Genomic DNA, 15,958 nt, shown 5'->3' with positions numbered 1-15,958 from the left:
GCCGACGCGGCCGACCCCGACGCAAGAAGGAGCCGACATGCCGCGAACGCTCATAAGAAAGAACCCCAGCAACTTCAAGACACTGCCGCTGCACGTCGAAGCAACCCCCGAAGGCTTGAGCTACCAGAGCGTCGGCATGCCGCTCAACTTCGCCCAGACCCTGCAACGGCGCAAGCCGGTGGAGGTGAAAGACACCGAGCGTTTCGTGCTGGAGCTGGCCAACCTTGGGGTCTCGGTGCGCCTGACGCTGCACTGGCAGAACCGCGATTACTGGGTGCTGGTGCGCCAGCGCCGACAAGACCGTGGCGACGTCGTGCTCAAGCTGATCTCCGGCTATGTGCCGGCCCACGAACTGAACCTGCCACTGCACACCGCCATCCAGGAAATCGCCGAGGAATGCCTGCTGGAAACCCCGGAAGGCTGGCTGGGCGGTCGTTTCAATGACACCTGGCTGCCGGCGCCCTACTCGTCGGCCCTGCACTACCGCGAAGCGTTGCCGTTCCGTCTCTCACCGCTGTCCGGGGCCGCGCGCCCGGTGCGATGCGCCACTATGCAATTGATTGAACGGCCACGCGCCTACGTGCACCTGCCCACGGCTTCGCTGCAGTTGATTTATGACTTGCGCCTGGAAGTGCCCAAGGAGGCGAAGTCCCTGAGCCTGTTTCATGTGGACGAGCGCCTGGAGGGCGACCAATTGGTGGCCCGCCTGGACCGCCAGCGCCCGGACCTGTACCTGATGCCGCTGAAGGACGGGCAGCCGTGTGCGGAGCTGTATACCTTGAAGAAGGATCAGCTGTATCCGGCGAGTACGCGAGGGTTGTATCTGGCTGAAAGCTTTGCCCAGCAGGAAGGCTGGATCGTGCGGGATGAGCGGATCCGCTGGAAGGACTGGCTGCGCCAGCAAGGGCTGAGTGCACCCGAGAAAGAGTCGAAGCTGAAGCGCTTGACGGGTAAGGCGCGGCAGATCTTGCGCAAGATCGTGCCGAAGAAAAAAGCCAACCGGTAACCGGACGTCAGGTCGCGGCAGTCAAATGTGGGAGCGGGCTTGCTCGCGAAGGCCGTGTATCAGTCACTGCATCTGCCAGCTGACCCACCGCTTTCGCGAGCAAGCCCGCTCCCACACGAACCCGCTCCCACCATCAGTTATTGCGGATCTTCTCGACAATCGCCGTGGTCGAGCTGTTTTCCACCAACCCCAGCACTTTGACCTTGCCACCGTAGGCACTGACGATATCGGCACCCACCACCTGGTCGACGGAATAATCACCGCCCTTGACCAGCACGTCGGGCTTGACCTGGGCCAGCAGGTTTTCCGGGGTCGCCTCGGCAAAGCTGATCACCCAGTCCACCGCCCCCAAACCTGCCAGCACCGCCATGCGACGGTCGACACTGTTGATCGGCCGGCCTGGCCCCTTGAGGCGGCTGACCGACGCATCATCGTTGACTGCCACGATCAAGCGATCGCCCTGGGCCCGCGCCTGCTCCAGATAGGTCACGTGACCGGCGTGGAGGATGTCGAAGCAACCGTTGGTGAAGACAATGCTCTCGTTATGGGCACGGGCATCGTCAATCGCCAGCAACAGTTGCTCAAGGCTCAACACGCCGCGCTCCGAGCCTTCGGATCGCTGGATGGCGCGGCGCAGCTCAGGGGCACTGATGGCCGCCGTACCGAGCTTGCCGACCACGATACCTGCTGCCAGGTTGGCCAGGGCCACCGCATGGGGCAATTCCTCGCCCGCCGCAATTGCCGCGGCCAGGGTGGAAATCACGGTATCACCGGCACCGGTCACGTCGAACACTTCACGGGCCCGCGCCGGCAGGTGCATGGCCGGGTGATCGGGACGCAGCAAGGTCATGCCGTGTTCGCCACGGGTCACCAGCAAGGCACCCAGGTCGAGGTCGGCCATGAGTTGGGCGCCCTTGGTCACCAGCTCGTGCTCATCGACGCAACCGCCGACGATGGTTTCAAATTCGCTGAGGTTCGGCGTGATCAGGCTGGCGCCCCGATAAATCGAGAAGTCCTTGCCCTTGGGATCTGCCAGCACCGGAATGCCCCGGGCCTTGGCGGCCTGGATCAGTACCTGATGGTTTTTCAAGGCGCCTTTCCCGTAGTCGGACAGCACCAGCACCTTGATACCTTCGAGCATCTCGTCGACCTGGGCGCTGAGCACCAGGGCGTCGGTGGCGAAGGGTTCTTCAAAATCGATACGCAGCAATTGCTGGTGCCGACTCATGACCCGCAGCTTGACGATGGTCGGCTGGTGGGGAATGCGCTGGAACAGCGCACGCACACCCGCACCCTTCAGGCTGTTGGCCAGGCTGTCGGCAGCCTCGTCGTCGCCGGTCACACCCACGAGGGATGCCGGGGCGCCGAGGGCGGCAATATTGAGGGCAACGTTGGCAGCGCCACCTGGACGGTCTTCGATTTGCTCGACCTTGACTACCGGTACCGGTGCCTCAGGGGAAATCCGTGAGGTACCGCCATGCCAGTAACGGTCGAGCATGACATCGCCGACCACCAAGACAGGGGCTTGATCGAATCGCGGCATGGACAACTTCATGGAGCAACCCACATACAAAATGAACAGGGGCGCGATATTACCACAGGGTTGTCAAAGGCTTGTGCAATGTAGGAGCCGGCTTGCCGGCGATGCGGCCACCGCGGTTTTTCAGTGCAACCGCGGTGGCCATCGCCGACAAGCCGGCTCCTGCAGATCAGGTGATGTCGGCCGGGATCGGCGCGTCCAGGCCCATGGCATGCAGCCGGGCGTAGTAACCGTTTTGCGCCAGCAATTCGCCGTGGGTACCGCGCTCGACTATCCGGCCATCGTCCATCACCAGGATCAGGTCGGCTTTCTCGATGGTCGACAGGCGGTGAGCGATCACCAGGGTCGTGCGGCCTTGCATGACCTTGTCCAGGGCGGCCTGGATATGGCGCTCCGATTCGGTGTCCAGCGCCGAGGTGGCCTCGTCGAGGATCAGCAATGGCGCGTTCTTGAGCAAGGCCCGGGCGATTGCCAGGCGCTGGCGCTGGCCGCCGGACAGCAGCACGCCGTTTTCGCCGACCTGGGTGTCGAAGCCCTTGGGCAACTGGTCGATGAAGTCCTTGGCATAGGCATCGGCCGCTGCCGCCTCGACATCGGCCCGCGGTGCGCCGGCCAGGTCACCGTAGGCGATGTTGTTGGTCACCGTGTCGCTGAACAGGGTCACATGCTGGGTCACCTGGGCGATGTGCCGACGCAGGTTGAGCAGGCGATAGTCTTCGATTTCCACGCCGTCGAGCAGGATCTCACCGCTCTCATGGTGGTAGAAACGCGGGATCAGGCTGGCCAGTGTCGACTTGCCGCTACCCGAACGCCCCACCAGGGCAACCATCTGCCCGGGCTCTGCGGTAAAAGTGATGTCCTTGAGCACATGACGCTCGGTGCCCGGGTAGGTGAAGTTCAGGTTGCGCACTTCCAGGCGGCCGCTGACCTTGTCGCGCTCGATGGTGCCGCGATCGATTTCCACGTCTTCGTCCAACTGCTCGAAAATACTTTCGGCACCGGCCACGCCTTTCTGGATGGTCGAGCTGACTTCGGACAGCTGGCGGATTGGCTTGGGCAACAGGCCGGCCAACGTGATGTAGGCGACCATGTCACCCGCCGACGCATCACCGCGAAGGTACAGGACCAGGAACATCAACACTGCCATGGCGCTGTAGATCACCAGTTGCAGCGCCGGCGTATAGATCGCGCCGGTGCGGGTCATGCGCAGTTGCTTGTTGGTGTTGCTCAGGCTCGCCTTGAGGAAGCGCTTCTGCTCATACACCTCACCGCCGAAGCTGCGCACCACGCGGTAGCCCTGGATGGTTTCCGAGGCAACGTGGGTGACGTCACCCATCGCAACCTGGATCTTCTTGCTCTGCTTGCGGAATTTCTTGCTTGCGGTGCTGACCATCACGGCAATCAACGGCAGGATGGCGATCATCACCAGGGTCAGCCGCCAGTTCATGAACAGCAGCGAGGCGAACAGGAAGATCACCGTCATGCCTTCGCGAATCACCACCTTGATGGCATCGGTCGCAGCACCGGTGACCATGGTCACGTTGAAGGTGATGCGGGAGATCAGGTGCCCGGAGTTGTGATTGTCGAAATAGCGGTTCGGCAGGGTCAGCAGGTTGTTGAACAACTGCACCCGCAGGTCGTGGACCAGGCCCAGGGAAACCTTGGCCAGCAGGTAGTTGCCCAGGAACGAACCGAGGCCCTGCCACGCGGCGATCAGGATGATCAGCAACGGCACGGCCTGCAGCAGTTGCAGGTCACGCAGGAAAGGCACCGTGGGGAACAACACCGCTTCAGGGTTGGACAGGCCATCGACAAAGTACTTGAGGATGTAGCCCAGCATCGGCTGGGTCGAAGCGAAAATCAGAAAGCCGACGATACTCAGCGCGAACAAGCCGGCATAGGGCTTAACGTAGCTGAGCAGGCGGAAGTATATTTTCAAGCTCGAAGGGCTTGCGCTCGGACTGGAGTCGGTCATATCACGCGGCGGTTTTGAAAAAGGAGGCTGACTTTAGCACAGCTTCTCTGTTGTACTTGCACGCGGCACAACCGCGGCCCCGTTGGATCCAACGGGCGACATTGTATAGCCACTACTTTAGTATGGTTGGCTTTCTTTATACTGGAACGGCTTTTCTGTATGCAATCCAAGCGCCTTACCTATGGCTCAAACCGCGTTTTCGACTTCCTCTGTCTGTGGATTCTGCCCATCGGCTTGTTGCTGCTCCTGAGTGCGCTGTTCTTCGTTACCAATCGAAATGTGCTGCACAGGTTTTACTACCTTCTATTCGCCGCGCCGACACTGTTGCTGCTGTGCCTGCGCCCGACGGAATTCAAGCAGGTATTGCGCGAGCCCCTGGCGATTGCCTTCCTGGTTTTCTCGGGCTGGGCGCTCACCAGCCTGCTCTGGAGCCCTGAGGCTACGACAGACTCCGACCTGTTCAAGCGGCCACCGAATACCTTCACGTTGTTTGCCGGTTTCGGACTGTTGCTGCATTACCGCAACGAACTGTTCAAGCCGATCTTCTTCTGCGCCGCGCTGATTGCGCTTGTATCGAGCGCCTGCAGCCTGGTGGCTTTTGCTCCCCATATCTCGGATGGCACGCGAATGATCGGCGGGCGTGGGGCACTTGATAATCCGCTGCTGAGCTCTCACGTATTCGGATTCTTCTGCGTTTACTGGCTGTACGTGTGCATGACTACCAAGCGTGCTCACGTACTCTGGTTCAGCGTTCCGGCACTGGCAATCATGGCCGCGGCGGTGCTGGCCACCGGCTCGAGAACACCGATGGTTGCACTGGTCCTCGCCGTGCTCTGGATGAGTTTCATCAGTCGCAATCGGCGCTCGGCCCTGCTGATCGCCTGTATGGCGCTGGGCGCTGCGGCGCTGTTGCTGTTCTATCCCGAAATGATCACCAATCGTGGCAGCTCGTTCCGGTTCGAACTCTGGAGCATGTCGCTCGCGCGTATCGCCGAACACCCCTGGATCGGCCACAGCTACGACTCAGAGTTGTACCTGACGATTGCCGACGGCTATCAACTGCGCGAACCCCACAGCTTTGCCCTCGGCGTGCTGTATTACGTCGGCATCATCGGCTTCATCCCGTGGGCCTTCATGCTCGGCTGGGGCCTGTACAAAAGCCTCAAGGAACGTGCACAGCCATTGTTCATCCTGGCCTCCTCCTTGCTGGCCTATGGCATCGGTGCCGGCCTGACCGAAGGCGGCGGCATTCTCTCGCGGCCAAAAGAACACTGGTTCCTGCTGTGGATCCCGCTGGCACTGATCGCCGGCCTGAGCATCGCCCAGCGTCGCCGCAGCCTGCTGCGCATGCCGGTTCAACGCCTGAAATCGCAAGACTTCGAACAGCTGTGCGCCAACGCCCACGTGATCGAAGCCGATGGCCTCGGGCCCAAGGTCCTGCGCCTGGACGATGGCAGCTTCCTCAAGCTGTTCCGCCCTCGTCGCTGGTACACCTCAGGCAGCTTCAATCCCTATTCGGAGCGCTTTGCCAGCAACAGCGAGCAACTGCGTGCATTGGGGATTCCATCACCGGTCATCCTCAATCTCTATCAGTTAAAGGATGCGAGCAGCGCCGTACGTTATCAGCCGCTGCCCGGCCTGACCCTGCGCCAGGCCCTGCAAAGCCTGGACAGCAGCCTGCGGGAATCGCTGATCGAACGTTTCGGCCGGTTCATGGCCCAGCTCCACGAGCGCGGCGTGTACTTCCGCTCCCTGCACCTGGGCAACGTACTTTTGATGGATGATGGCGAGTTCGGCCTGATTGACGTGGCAGACATGCGCATCTACCCATCGCCGCTGCGTAACGCCCTGCGCCAGCGCAACCTGCGGCACATGCAGCGTTATCCCCAGGACCGCAACTGGTTGTTCGAAACCCACTTTGAACAACTCGCCGCTGGCTACGCTTCGGCAGCATCGCCAAGCGCCACGGCGAAGATCCGTGACCAGGTGTCCAGGCTCAATCGTCCGGTTGCGCAGGTAGCGAACCCGGCCAAGTGATGGTTTGAAGCGCCGGGGTTGCAGGCCCCGGGCCATTGCGGTGAACGCAATGGCCCGGCCGAAGCCCTATGAGCTGCGCTGCGGCGCCAGGTACAGCCGCACCAACCCACGCAAGGTCTTGCGACCCCAGAACTTCAACGGAATCTGCTTGAGGATCTCCCGCGCCAGTGGGCGGTCACGGTCGGCAGTCTTGAGGAACATCGAGTTCAGGAAGTTGTAGCGAACCTGATCGTAGGCTGGATGATCGCTGAACAACCCGTAGGTCTTGAGGATGTTCTGGATCATGTAGCGGTGATTCTTGTAGGTGTTGGTCGCGTGCTGGCGATAGCGCGCCATCACCACGCTCAACACGTCGATGGTGTACCCGGCGTGGGTGATCTTCAATTCGATCAGCAAGTCTTCCAGCGGAATCAGCGGATCGAACCCTCCGACCTCTTCCAGCGCCTGCCGACGGATCATCAGCGTCGGTGCCGGCGGAAAGGGCTTGCGATCGAGGAACAGGTCATCGAAATCCAGGCTGCGAAACGGCAAGTCGCGGCGCTGCTTCTTCTCCGGGTATGGCTTGCCGTCCCCATCAATCAACTCGATATTGCCGGCGCAAATGCCCACCTTCGGCTTGCCTTCCATGTAGGCAACCTGGGTGGCGATGCGCTCGGGCAGCATGATGTCATCGGAGCCGAATGGCGCGATCAGGCTGCCTTTGGCGCGAGCGATGGCACCGTTCAGGGTATTGGTCAGGCCCTGGTTCTGCTGCACCTGGAAATCAAACCCGTGTTCGGCCTGCAAGCGCTGGATGCGCTCCACGCTGTCATCCCTGGAGCCATCGTCTACCACCAGCAACTCGATGTTGGGGTAGGTCTGGCCGAGCACACTGAGAATGCTCTGCTCGATGTACGGCCCGTGGTTGTAGGAGGCGATGATCACAGTGACCAGGGGTTGCTGCAGACTCATGCTTTACCTACTTCACGCAGACCGGTTTCGATCAGGTTCAAATACTTGTGCCGGAACTCGTCCAGGGTGTGGTTTTCTTCCAGGTAGCGGAACACTTGCTCACCCTTGGCACGCAGCTCTTCGTCGCTCAGCGCCAGGTAAGTGTCCAGTGCTGCCGCCAACTGCTCGACATTGCCCGGATCATGGGAGAGGCCGCCGGCACCTTGCACCAACGGCAGCATCGCCGGGCCATTGGAGGCGATGACCGGCAGATGGCCGCTCATGCCTTCCAGCAGCGCCAGGCCCAGGCCTTCGAACAACGACGGCATGGTCCAGATGTCGAAACCGCGCACATACTTCATGCCATCTTCGCGAAAGCCCAGCAGGTGCGCACGGCCGGTCAGGCCCAGGCGCTCGATATCGGCGCGCAGGTCTGCTTCGGCGCGGCCGGAGCCGATGATCCCCACCTGGGCCTCAGGGTATTTGTCCTTGAGGGTGGCGAACGCTTGCAACAAATGGGTGTGGCCCTTGATCGGCACCAGGCGGCCCAGGGCGCCAATCATCCGTGCATCCAGCGGCAGGCCCAGGGCCTCGCGCGCTTCATCCCGTGGCAACTGCAAGGCTTCGGCCTGGGGGATGTCGATGGCATTGGTGACAAAGGTGGTGTTTTCGCGGGTGAACCCGCAGTTGAGGTCCACCAGGTAATCCCTGACCGCTGCCGACACCCCGACGAATCGCCACGCCGGGCTGACCCACTTCTGCGTCTGGCGCCGACGGTAGCCCCGGGCGTACTCGCCAAAACCGTGGGAGATGCCGATGCACAGGGGGATCTTCAACCAGCGGTTGAGCGACAGCATCATGTTCACCGACTTGAAGCGGTTACAGATGACCACGTCGAATTTCTGCTCGCGGCAATATTTGTAGATCTGCCACATCGCGCCGAAACGAATGCCCTTGAGGGACTTTTCCGGCAACTCGAAATAATGGGAGTGCTCAGCCACGCTCAGGGGCTGGCCGGGCAGCGGGCGGCCGCTGAGGAACCCGGATGTGACCTCGAAACGTTCAGCCGGCAAGGCCTTGACGATCTGCTCGCCGAGGTCGGCGAAGTCGTGGGTCTTGACGTTGTAGTCCGGCTGTAACTGCAAAACCTTGAAACGAGGTTTCATAACTCTCCATGCTGCAATCTGGCTGCGGGCGCGCAGCCCGGCGAAAAGGGGCGGCAGGCGCTGCAAGCCTGCCTTCAATAAGGTCTCAATCCTGCTTCAACACCCAGAGCAACTCATGACGGCGCACCGCCTTGCGGAAGAACTCATTCTCTCCGTAAGGCGATGGACTACGGCCCGCCAATAATTGCTGCAACCACCTGCGCACGCGGCGCTTGAACGGCGCCCGCGGCTGCAAGTCGTGCATCATGCCCAGGGCCATGGCCTTGTCCTGCTGCTGGCTGAGCGTCAGCGGCAAGCTGCAAGGCACAAGTTCACGAGAGGCATCAAAACGCGGCGGCAAGGCCACGCCAGCGCCCGAATCACCCATGGGCCAACGATCGTTATCATGCAGGTGGTTGGCGTAGCCGAGCAACGTGCCCGGTTGCCACTCCAGGCCTTGCAGGGCCTCAAGGATCGCGGCGTGGGCGCAGATGTGATCCGGGTGCGGATCCAGCAACGGCGTCGGCAACACGATCACCTGCGGGCGCGCCTTGAGCAGCAGCGCTCGGAGGTCGGCAATCAGGTTATTCCAGGTTGGGGCGCCGTCCACATCCCCGGGCAAGGCCAGGGCATTGAACTGGCGAAACAGCCGCGTATCGTCCAACTGGGCTTCCCGGGAGGCCTGGGGCTGATCCGGCGCAGCCTGCATCGCCGGCAGTTGCATGCAGAAGTAGCCCAACTGCACGCACTGCGCCTCGGGTACTCCCGCCCAACGCGGCACGGTGACGCTGTCCCAGGCACGCAGGCGGCCTTTAAGCCGTGCGGCATCGGCCTTGGGCATGCCCATTTGTTGATAGTGATCGGCTTCGATTTCGCCCGCCGTCAGGGTGACGATCCAGCTCTCATCGGCTTGGCTGTAGAGGCTGAAAGCGGCCAGTTCGGCATCGTCGGCATGGGGCGCGATGACCATCACCCGTTGGCGACGGTAGTCCGGTTGGCGGAACAACCAGAGCGTCGGCTGCCCCTTGATCCGGCAGAAGCGCCCGCGCAAGCGCAGCTTACCGCTGGCCAGCGCTTCGCCCATGCCTGTCAGGTTGAGGTAGCGCCGTCCTGCAACCCCCCGCTCGAAGACTTGCCGGTCTGGTGCATCCAGGCCCGATAACTCCACCGCAGGATCGAGAAAACGCCCGAGCCAAGAGCTTTTGAGTTCAACCCCGACGATCAGGGTTTCATCGCCCACCAGAGGCGTGTCCAACAGCAGGCGCCCGGCTTCAAGACGCAGGCCCGCGCACTCGCTCCCTTCAGGAAACGCGTACTCATAATCGTCTTTCGGCGAGTAGAACAGATGATCGGCAAACCAGGCCTCATGTGCGGCCCACAGCACCACGGCCAGCACCAGTGGCAACCACCAGGCCACCAGCACACCGACAGCCACCAACAGCAACAGGCCCACCAACAGCGCAATACGCTTGTTGCGCCGGTGCTGCTTGAGCAATTGCTGTTTGCGACTCATACGCTGAACACCGGCACCGGGTTGCACCAGCGCTCCTTGTATTCACGGTCGGAACGCCCGAAGGAGAAACGCAGCGGCTTGTCGCTCGCCCGCGCTTGCTCCCAGGCACTTTGGGTATTGAGGAAACTCAGCACGCTGCCGGGGCTGAACGCCTTGGTTTCAGGGTCGACACCGCCGTTGACGTATTCGGCGCTGACCCACTGCGGCGCCTGCACCTGATACACCAGTTGCACGGCAATCGCAGCGTCATTGAGAAACAGCACCGAGCCGAACAGGAATTCCTTGAGCAACTCCAGCACCTCGGCCAAGCGCTCGGCACCCGCCGCCGGGAAACCCCAGCGCCGCTGGAACAGGTCGCAGTAAATCGCCGCCAGTTCGCTGCTGGAAAACTCGCCGACCGCCCTTACCACGCCGCCCGCCTCTTCCAGCAAACGCAGTTCGCGGCGCTGGTTGTAGCGAAACTTCTTCGACAGCTCTTCCGGTGTGCGCGCCATGGCCAACTGCTCGGCCTGGGGCCTGAGGGTGCTCACGCGCCCTTCATTCAATGCAGAGAGATAACGCGCGCGATGGCGCAACGGCACCTGCGCATCGGCGGCAATCGGCAGGATGATCTCGGCGTTACCCAGATCAAACAGGCCTTTTTTGCCTTTGCGCTTGAGCACGTCCTTGGACAGGGCCAGGTCGCGCCCCCAGGTAGCAATTGCGCCCTTCAGCTCACCGTCCTGCTCCCAGCCCAGGTAGCGCACCGGAATCTGCGCCAGGTGCGCCAGCCGCTCGACGATCTGCGGATGAGTCGCCACGCTGCCGCCAAAACGCTGCCAGGCCTGGGCGTAAACCTCGGCCTCGACAGGCGTCCAGCCACGTTCACGCCAGCCCTGGAAGCGGTTCAGCATTTAGACCACGGCGTCATAAGGGTCCACGCCGTCCTTGACCACGAGGATGTCTTCCATGATCAGGTACTGCAGGTCGGAACCGAAGAACATGTTCAGCGCGTCGGTCGGCGAGCAGATCATCGCTTCGCCACGACGGTTGAGCGAGGTGTTCAGCGACACACCATTGCCGGTCAGTACTTCCAGTTCTTTCATCATGTCGTAGTAGCGCGGGTTGTATTCGCGCTTGAGCACCTGGGCACGGGAGGTACCATCTTCATGGACCACTTCCGGCACGCGGGTTTTCCACTCTTCCGACACTTCAAAAGTGAAGGTCATGAACGGCGCCGGGTGATCGACCTTGATCATCTGTGGCGCAACGGTGTCGAGCATCGACGGGCAGAAAGGCCTCCAGCGCTCGCGGAACTTTATCTGGTGGTTGATCCGGTCAGCCACGCCGGTGGCGCTTGGGCAACCGATGATCGAACGACCGCCCAGGGCACGCGGGCCAAACTCCATGCGGCCCTGGAACCAGGCCACCGGGTTGCCGTCGACCATGATCCTGGCGATGCGCTTGGGCATGTTTTCAATCTTGCGCCAGACCGGCTTGCTCTCGTGCTTGGCGCACGCTGCGATCACGTCTTCGTTGCTGTAGGACGGGCCGAGATAGACGTGTTCCATCTTCTCAACCGGTACGCCACGGGCGTGAGACACGTAGGCGGCTGCACCCACCGCAGTACCGGCATCGCCGGACGCCGGCTGCACGAACAGCTCCTTGACGTCGTCGCGGGCAATGATCTTCTGGTTCAGCTTGACGTTCAGCGCACAGCCGCCGGCAAACGCCAGCTTGCCGGTGTCTTTGAGGATGTCGCCCAGGTAATGGTCGATCATCTGCAACGCCAGCTTCTCGAACAGCGCCTGCATGCTGGCCGCGTAGTGGATGTACGGCTCGTCGGCGATATCGCCTTCGCGCTTCGGACCCAGCCACTCGATCAGTTTTGGCGAGAAGTAGAAACCCTTGCCCTTCTCTTTGTAGCGGCGCAGGCCGATGACGTTGGCGTAGTCGGTGTTGATCACCAGCTCGCCGTTTTCAAAGGAGGCCAGGCGCGAGAAATCGTACTTGCTGGCATCGCCATACGGCGCCATGCCCATGACCTTGAACTCACCGTCGAGCATCTCGAAACCGAGGAACTCGGTGATCGCGCCATACAGGCCGCCGAGGGAGTCCGGATCGTAGAATTCCTTGATCTTGTGGATCTTGCCGTTTTCGCCGTAGCCGAAGAAGGTGGTGGCGTACTCGCCCTTGCCGTCGATCCCGAGGATCGCGGTCTTCTCCTGGAAGCCCGAGCAATGGTAGGCACTGGAGGCGTGAGCCAGGTGGTGTTCAACCGGTTCGATCTTGATTTTCTTCGGATCGAAGCCCAGTTGCTCCAGGCACCAGACGATCTTGTTGCGATAGCGCTTGTAGCGACGGTTGCCCATCAGGATCGCGTCGAGGGCGCGGTCCGGGGCGTACCAGTAACGCTTGGCGTAGTGCCAGCGGGCCTCGCCGAACAGGCTGATGGGGGCGAACGGAATCGCCACCACATCAACGTCGGAAGGCTTGATACCGGCTTGTTCCAGGCAGAACTTCGCCGACTCGTAGGGCATGCGGTTCTTTGCATGTTTGTCGCGTACGAAGCGCTCTTCTTCGGCGGCCGCGATCAGCTTGCCGTCGATGTACAAGGCTGCGGAAGGATCATGGCTAAGGGCGCCGGACAGGCCAAGAATCGTCAATGCCACAGGGGTCTAGCCTCTTTTAGTCTGCATGCAGGCGCGTCACGCCTGAAAAAAGTGTGCTTCCCGCCTGGGCGAGAAACAGCTAAAGGGCGGGATTATAGCGTAAACACGGCGCGGGATGATCTAGGGATTGTGGCGACCGGTTGTCACTGCAGGCCTAGCGGAAAATCTCGATGCTGCCGTCCCTGTTCTGGCGGTAGACCGTGTAGGGCAGCACGAGGGTGTCGAGCAAGCCGGAGGCCACGAGCTCGGCGGCGAAGATCGGCAGGGAGCCGGAGGCATCGCGCGTGTGCTCTTTGGTGGTGTCGGGCGCGCCGTTCAAGGTGCAGAAACCGTAGATCACCCCACTGTAGATACGCGGCACGTTTTCACAATAACTGCGCGATTCCTTGAGGTTCTGGCTGGCAACGGCGTCCGGGCGAAACACCGTGTTGATGGTGCCGCAACCGGTGGTGGATACCAGTACAGCGGCGAGAAGGACTCTGGTTGCAAGACTCACGGACAACTCCATTTGGCATAAGTGTGGGCATTCATCCCTGCCCCATACAACCTTGCCGGATCCGTTTATGAACCCGGGCGCCAATAGATACTGATGTTGCCATCGGTACCTTGCTTGTAGACCGTATAGGGCAGGACCACTGTATCAACAATGCCCGAGACCGTTATATCCAATAGAACGAATGGCATCAGCACGCCAGTGAGGTCCGGCGCGGCGTGCAGCAGGCAGAAATCAAAGGCAACCCCGCTGTAGACACGGGGAATCGACTGGCAGTAGGTTTTTTGCTTCCTGAGTTCACGTGCCGCCGCTGCGTCTTCGCGCAACAGCGTATTGGCCGTTCCGCAGCCGCTCAACACAAGGATTCCAATGCTTAGCGCAGCAGTCATTTTTAGCGTCATGGCAAGCCCTCTGAATGGCCAGCAACGCTAACATCGGCCCTGTTGGCGACCCAGACCCCACGCACCGCCGCGCCATGTAAGAAGATTCCGAAATGGCAAAAGCTGGCTGAATCGTTAAACTCGCGCACTTTTGTGCGCCATGGATGCTGGTTTACTCATGAAAGTTGTTGTACCCACTCGATTTGCGATGCTGCTTCCCGGACTGCTTGGCCTGTACAGCAGCGCCCAGGCCGATGAAGCGCCACTGGTCCTGGACCCCAGCGTGGTCACCGGTTCGCGCAGTGCCAGCCCGTCGTTTGACCTGCCGTATTCGGTGGACAGCATCAGCCGCGAGCAAATCAGCGATGGCCAACTGGGCATCAATGCTTCAGAGGCACTGTCCCGCGTGCCCGGCCTGGTGGTTCAAAATCGCCAGAACTACGCCCAGGACTTGCAGATTTCCTCCCGTGGCTTCGGTGCTCGCTCGGCATTTGGTGTGCGCGGTATCAAGCTGATCGCCGACGGCATACCCGCCAGCACCCCGGACGGTCAGGGCCAGGCGGCGACGTTCAACCTCGACACCGCCGAGCGCATCGAAGTCCTGCGCGGCCCGGCCGCCACGCTGTATGGCAGCAATGCCGGCGGCGTGATCCAGATGTTCTCCCGCAACGGCGAAGGCCCGCCGCGCATCGGTGCCGAGACGCTGGTGGGCAGTGACGGCCTGAGCAAGAACCACCTCACCGCCGAAGGCGCGGCAGACGGCGCAGGCTTCGTGCTGGACGCCTCGCGCATGGACACCGACGGTTATCGCGACCACAGCAGCGCCCGCCGCGACCAGACCTTTGCCAAGCTCAATTTCGAGCCCGATGAAGACAGCAAACTGGCGCTGATCTACAGCAGCCTGGAACAGAACGGCACGCAGGATCCGCTGGGGCAGGCGTGGGATGCGTACAAGGCTGACCCGCGCTCGGTCAGCAGCGCCGCCGAGCTGTACAACACCCGCAAAAGCATCGACCACCAGCAACTGGGGATGAATTACGAGCGGTATTTCGGTGACGCCACACTGCAGGTGAATGCCTATACCGGGCGACGGAGCGTGATTCAGTACCTGTCGATTCCCAAGGGAACGCCCGCCAACGAACGCGGCGGCGGCGTGGTGCAGTTCGACCGCAAGTTCTACGGCGGCTCCGTGCGCTGGATGCAACCGGTCTACAGCGTGCCGGGCGAGCTGATGATCATCACCGGCCTGGATTTCGACCAGAGCGAAGACAGCCGCCACGGCTACCAGAACTACAGCGGCAGCACCCTTGGCGTAAAAGGCCAGTTGCGCCGGGATGAAATCGACACCGCCCGCAGCCTCGACCCCTACATCCAGGCCAACTGGGCCATCAATCGCTGGACCCTGCAAGCCGGGGTACGCCACAGCACCATGGAACTGGATGTCGACGACCAGTTCCTGAGCAACGGCGACTCCAGCGGCAACAAGACCTATCAGAAGAACACACCGTCCGTGAGCGTGATGTACGCCTTCACGCCCGACCTGCACGGCTACGTCAGTGCCGGCAAGGGGTTCGAGACGCCAACCCAGGCGGAACTGGCGTACGCGCCGGGCAACATCGAAGGGTTCAACTTCGGCCTGAAGCCGTCGGAAAGCACGCAGTATGAAGTGGGCTTGAAGGCACAGTTGAACGACACCCGGGTCAACGCCGCTGTTTTCCAGATCACCACCGAGGACGAGCTGGTGGTGGACCAATCGATCGGTGGCCGCACCAGCTACCAGAACGCCGGCCGCACCCTGCGCCGCGGCTTCGAGCTGGGCATCGAAAGCCAGCTCAGCGAGCAGTGGAGTACCAACATCGCCTACACCCGCCTGCAAGCCACCTACGACAGCGACTTCATTGGCGGCGGCAAACCGGTGGACAAAGGCAACTACCTCCCCGGTGTGCCACAAACCACACTGTTCGCAGAGCTCAACTGGAAACCCCGGGACTGGGTCAGCACCGCCGTGGAAGGCATGTACCGCAGCAAGGTCTACGTCGAAGACACCAACCAGCAACACGCGGCACCGGGCTACAGCGTGTTCAACTGGCGTGCACGCTTTGAGCAGAAGGTGGAGCACTGGACGTTCCACCAGACCCTGCGCCTGGATAACTTGCTGGATCGCCAATATGTGGGGTCGGTGATTGTCGGAGACGGCAACGGCCGCTATTACGAAGCAGCGCCGGGACGCTCGTGGTATGCAGGCGCCGGCGCCGAGTACACATTTTAGAAACTGACCATCGAACTTG

At 61.5% G+C, this 15,958-nt stretch carries 12 protein-coding genes; 3 read left to right on the top strand and 9 right to left on the bottom strand.

Going from position 1 to position 15,958, the window contains the following annotated elements; genetic code table 11:
• Positions 1 to 37: 37 nt before the first annotated feature.
• A complete protein-coding gene (locus HX807_RS02000) occupies positions 38 to 1,006 on the top strand; it encodes a hypothetical protein (RefSeq protein ID WP_008439131.1) in 969 nt (322 codons plus the stop codon).
• Between the two features lie 133 nt (positions 1,007 to 1,139).
• Here HX807_RS02000 and hldE read toward each other — a convergent pair whose 3' ends face one another.
• Both hldE and msbA read right to left on the bottom strand, forming a co-directional pair.
• Positions 1,140 to 2,561: a bifunctional D-glycero-beta-D-manno-heptose-7-phosphate kinase/D-glycero-beta-D-manno-heptose 1-phosphate adenylyltransferase HldE gene (gene hldE / locus HX807_RS01995; protein WP_003209486.1), complete on the bottom strand. Its 1,422-nt coding sequence runs from the start codon at positions 2,559 to 2,561 to the stop codon at positions 1,140 to 1,142.
• A gap of 154 nt (positions 2,562 to 2,715) precedes the next feature.
• On the bottom strand, positions 2,716 to 4,521 hold the full coding sequence (gene msbA / locus HX807_RS01990) for a lipid A export permease/ATP-binding protein MsbA (RefSeq protein ID WP_003209481.1): 1,806 nt from the start codon (positions 4,519 to 4,521) through the stop codon (positions 2,716 to 2,718).
• Between the two features lie 159 nt (positions 4,522 to 4,680).
• On the opposite strand from msbA, the gene HX807_RS01985 reads away from it, so the two are divergent.
• Entirely contained in the window at positions 4,681 to 6,558 is a 1,878-nt protein-coding gene (locus tag HX807_RS01985) for a bifunctional O-antigen ligase/aminoglycoside phosphotransferase family protein (RefSeq protein ID WP_102604280.1), read from the top strand.
• 66 nt (positions 6,559 to 6,624) lie between these two features.
• Here HX807_RS01985 and HX807_RS01980 read toward each other — a convergent pair whose 3' ends face one another.
• The 7 genes from HX807_RS01980 to HX807_RS01950 form a co-directional block, all read right to left on the bottom strand.
• Positions 6,625 to 7,509 (bottom strand): glycosyltransferase, encoded by an 885-nt coding sequence (locus HX807_RS01980; RefSeq protein WP_003209477.1) that lies wholly within the window; start codon positions 7,507 to 7,509, stop codon positions 6,625 to 6,627.
• Complete coding sequence (locus HX807_RS01975) at positions 7,506 to 8,654, bottom strand: glycosyltransferase family 4 protein (protein WP_134325632.1); 1,149 nt, start codon at positions 8,652 to 8,654, stop codon at positions 7,506 to 7,508. Before HX807_RS01975 ends, HX807_RS01980 begins: the two co-directional genes overlap by 4 nt.
• 85 nt (positions 8,655 to 8,739) lie before the next feature.
• A complete protein-coding gene (locus tag HX807_RS01970; RefSeq protein ID WP_177049110.1) occupies positions 8,740 to 10,146 on the bottom strand; it encodes a PIG-L deacetylase family protein in 1,407 nt (468 codons plus the stop codon).
• Positions 10,143 to 11,039: a GNAT family N-acetyltransferase gene (locus tag HX807_RS01965; protein ID WP_177036440.1), complete on the bottom strand. Its 897-nt coding sequence runs from the start codon at positions 11,037 to 11,039 to the stop codon at positions 10,143 to 10,145. The genes HX807_RS01970 and HX807_RS01965 overlap by 4 nt, the downstream gene beginning before the upstream one ends.
• Positions 11,040 to 12,797, bottom strand: a complete 1,758-nt coding sequence (locus tag HX807_RS01960; RefSeq protein ID WP_008439143.1) for a carbamoyltransferase — start codon at positions 12,795 to 12,797, stop codon at positions 11,040 to 11,042.
• 154 nt (positions 12,798 to 12,951) lie between these two features.
• Positions 12,952 to 13,305, bottom strand: a complete 354-nt coding sequence (locus HX807_RS01955; protein ID WP_008439144.1) for a YceK/YidQ family lipoprotein — start codon at positions 13,303 to 13,305, stop codon at positions 12,952 to 12,954.
• 53 nt (positions 13,306 to 13,358) lie between these two features.
• Positions 13,359 to 13,691, bottom strand: coding sequence for a YceK/YidQ family lipoprotein (locus HX807_RS01950; protein ID WP_010169294.1), 333 nt, complete (start codon positions 13,689 to 13,691; stop codon positions 13,359 to 13,361).
• A gap of 157 nt (positions 13,692 to 13,848) precedes the next feature.
• Between HX807_RS01950 and HX807_RS01945 the strand changes: the two genes are divergently transcribed.
• Entirely contained in the window at positions 13,849 to 15,939 is a 2,091-nt protein-coding gene (locus tag HX807_RS01945) for a TonB-dependent receptor (protein ID WP_177049109.1), read from the top strand.
• The last annotated feature ends 19 nt before the right edge of the window (positions 15,940 to 15,958 follow it).

The organism is Pseudomonas sp. D8002 (assembly GCF_013385695.1).
GTDB lineage: Bacteria > Pseudomonadota > Gammaproteobacteria > Pseudomonadales > Pseudomonadaceae > Aquipseudomonas.
This window is presented reverse-complemented; position numbering and strand designations above follow the sequence as displayed.

Bases quoted from the DNA above. Each gene is read 5' to 3' on its own strand.
- hldE (WP_003209486.1), bottom strand. From the start codon at position 2,561: ATGAAGTTGTCCATGCCGCGATTCGATCAAGCCCCTGTCTTGGTGGTC.
- HX807_RS01970 (WP_177049110.1), bottom strand. From the start codon at position 10,146: ATGAGTCGCAAACAGCAATTGCTCAAGCAGCACCGGCGCAACAAGCGT.
- HX807_RS01980 (WP_003209477.1), bottom strand. From the start codon at position 7,509: ATGAGTCTGCAGCAACCCCTGGTCACTGTGATCATCGCCTCCTACAAC.
- HX807_RS01950 (WP_010169294.1), bottom strand. From the start codon at position 13,691: ATGACGCTAAAAATGACTGCTGCGCTAAGCATTGGAATCCTTGTGTTG.
- HX807_RS01975 (WP_134325632.1), bottom strand. From the start codon at position 8,654: ATGAAACCTCGTTTCAAGGTTTTGCAGTTACAGCCGGACTACAACGTC.
- HX807_RS01965 (WP_177036440.1), bottom strand. From the start codon at position 11,039: ATGCTGAACCGCTTCCAGGGCTGGCGTGAACGTGGCTGGACGCCTGTC.
- HX807_RS01985 (WP_102604280.1), top strand. From the start codon at position 4,681: ATGCAATCCAAGCGCCTTACCTATGGCTCAAACCGCGTTTTCGACTTC.
- HX807_RS02000 (WP_008439131.1), top strand. From the start codon at position 38: ATGCCGCGAACGCTCATAAGAAAGAACCCCAGCAACTTCAAGACACTG.
- HX807_RS01945 (WP_177049109.1), top strand. From the start codon at position 13,849: ATGAAAGTTGTTGTACCCACTCGATTTGCGATGCTGCTTCCCGGACTG.
- HX807_RS01955 (WP_008439144.1), bottom strand. From the start codon at position 13,305: ATGGAGTTGTCCGTGAGTCTTGCAACCAGAGTCCTTCTCGCCGCTGTA.
- msbA (WP_003209481.1), bottom strand. From the start codon at position 4,521: ATGACCGACTCCAGTCCGAGCGCAAGCCCTTCGAGCTTGAAAATATAC.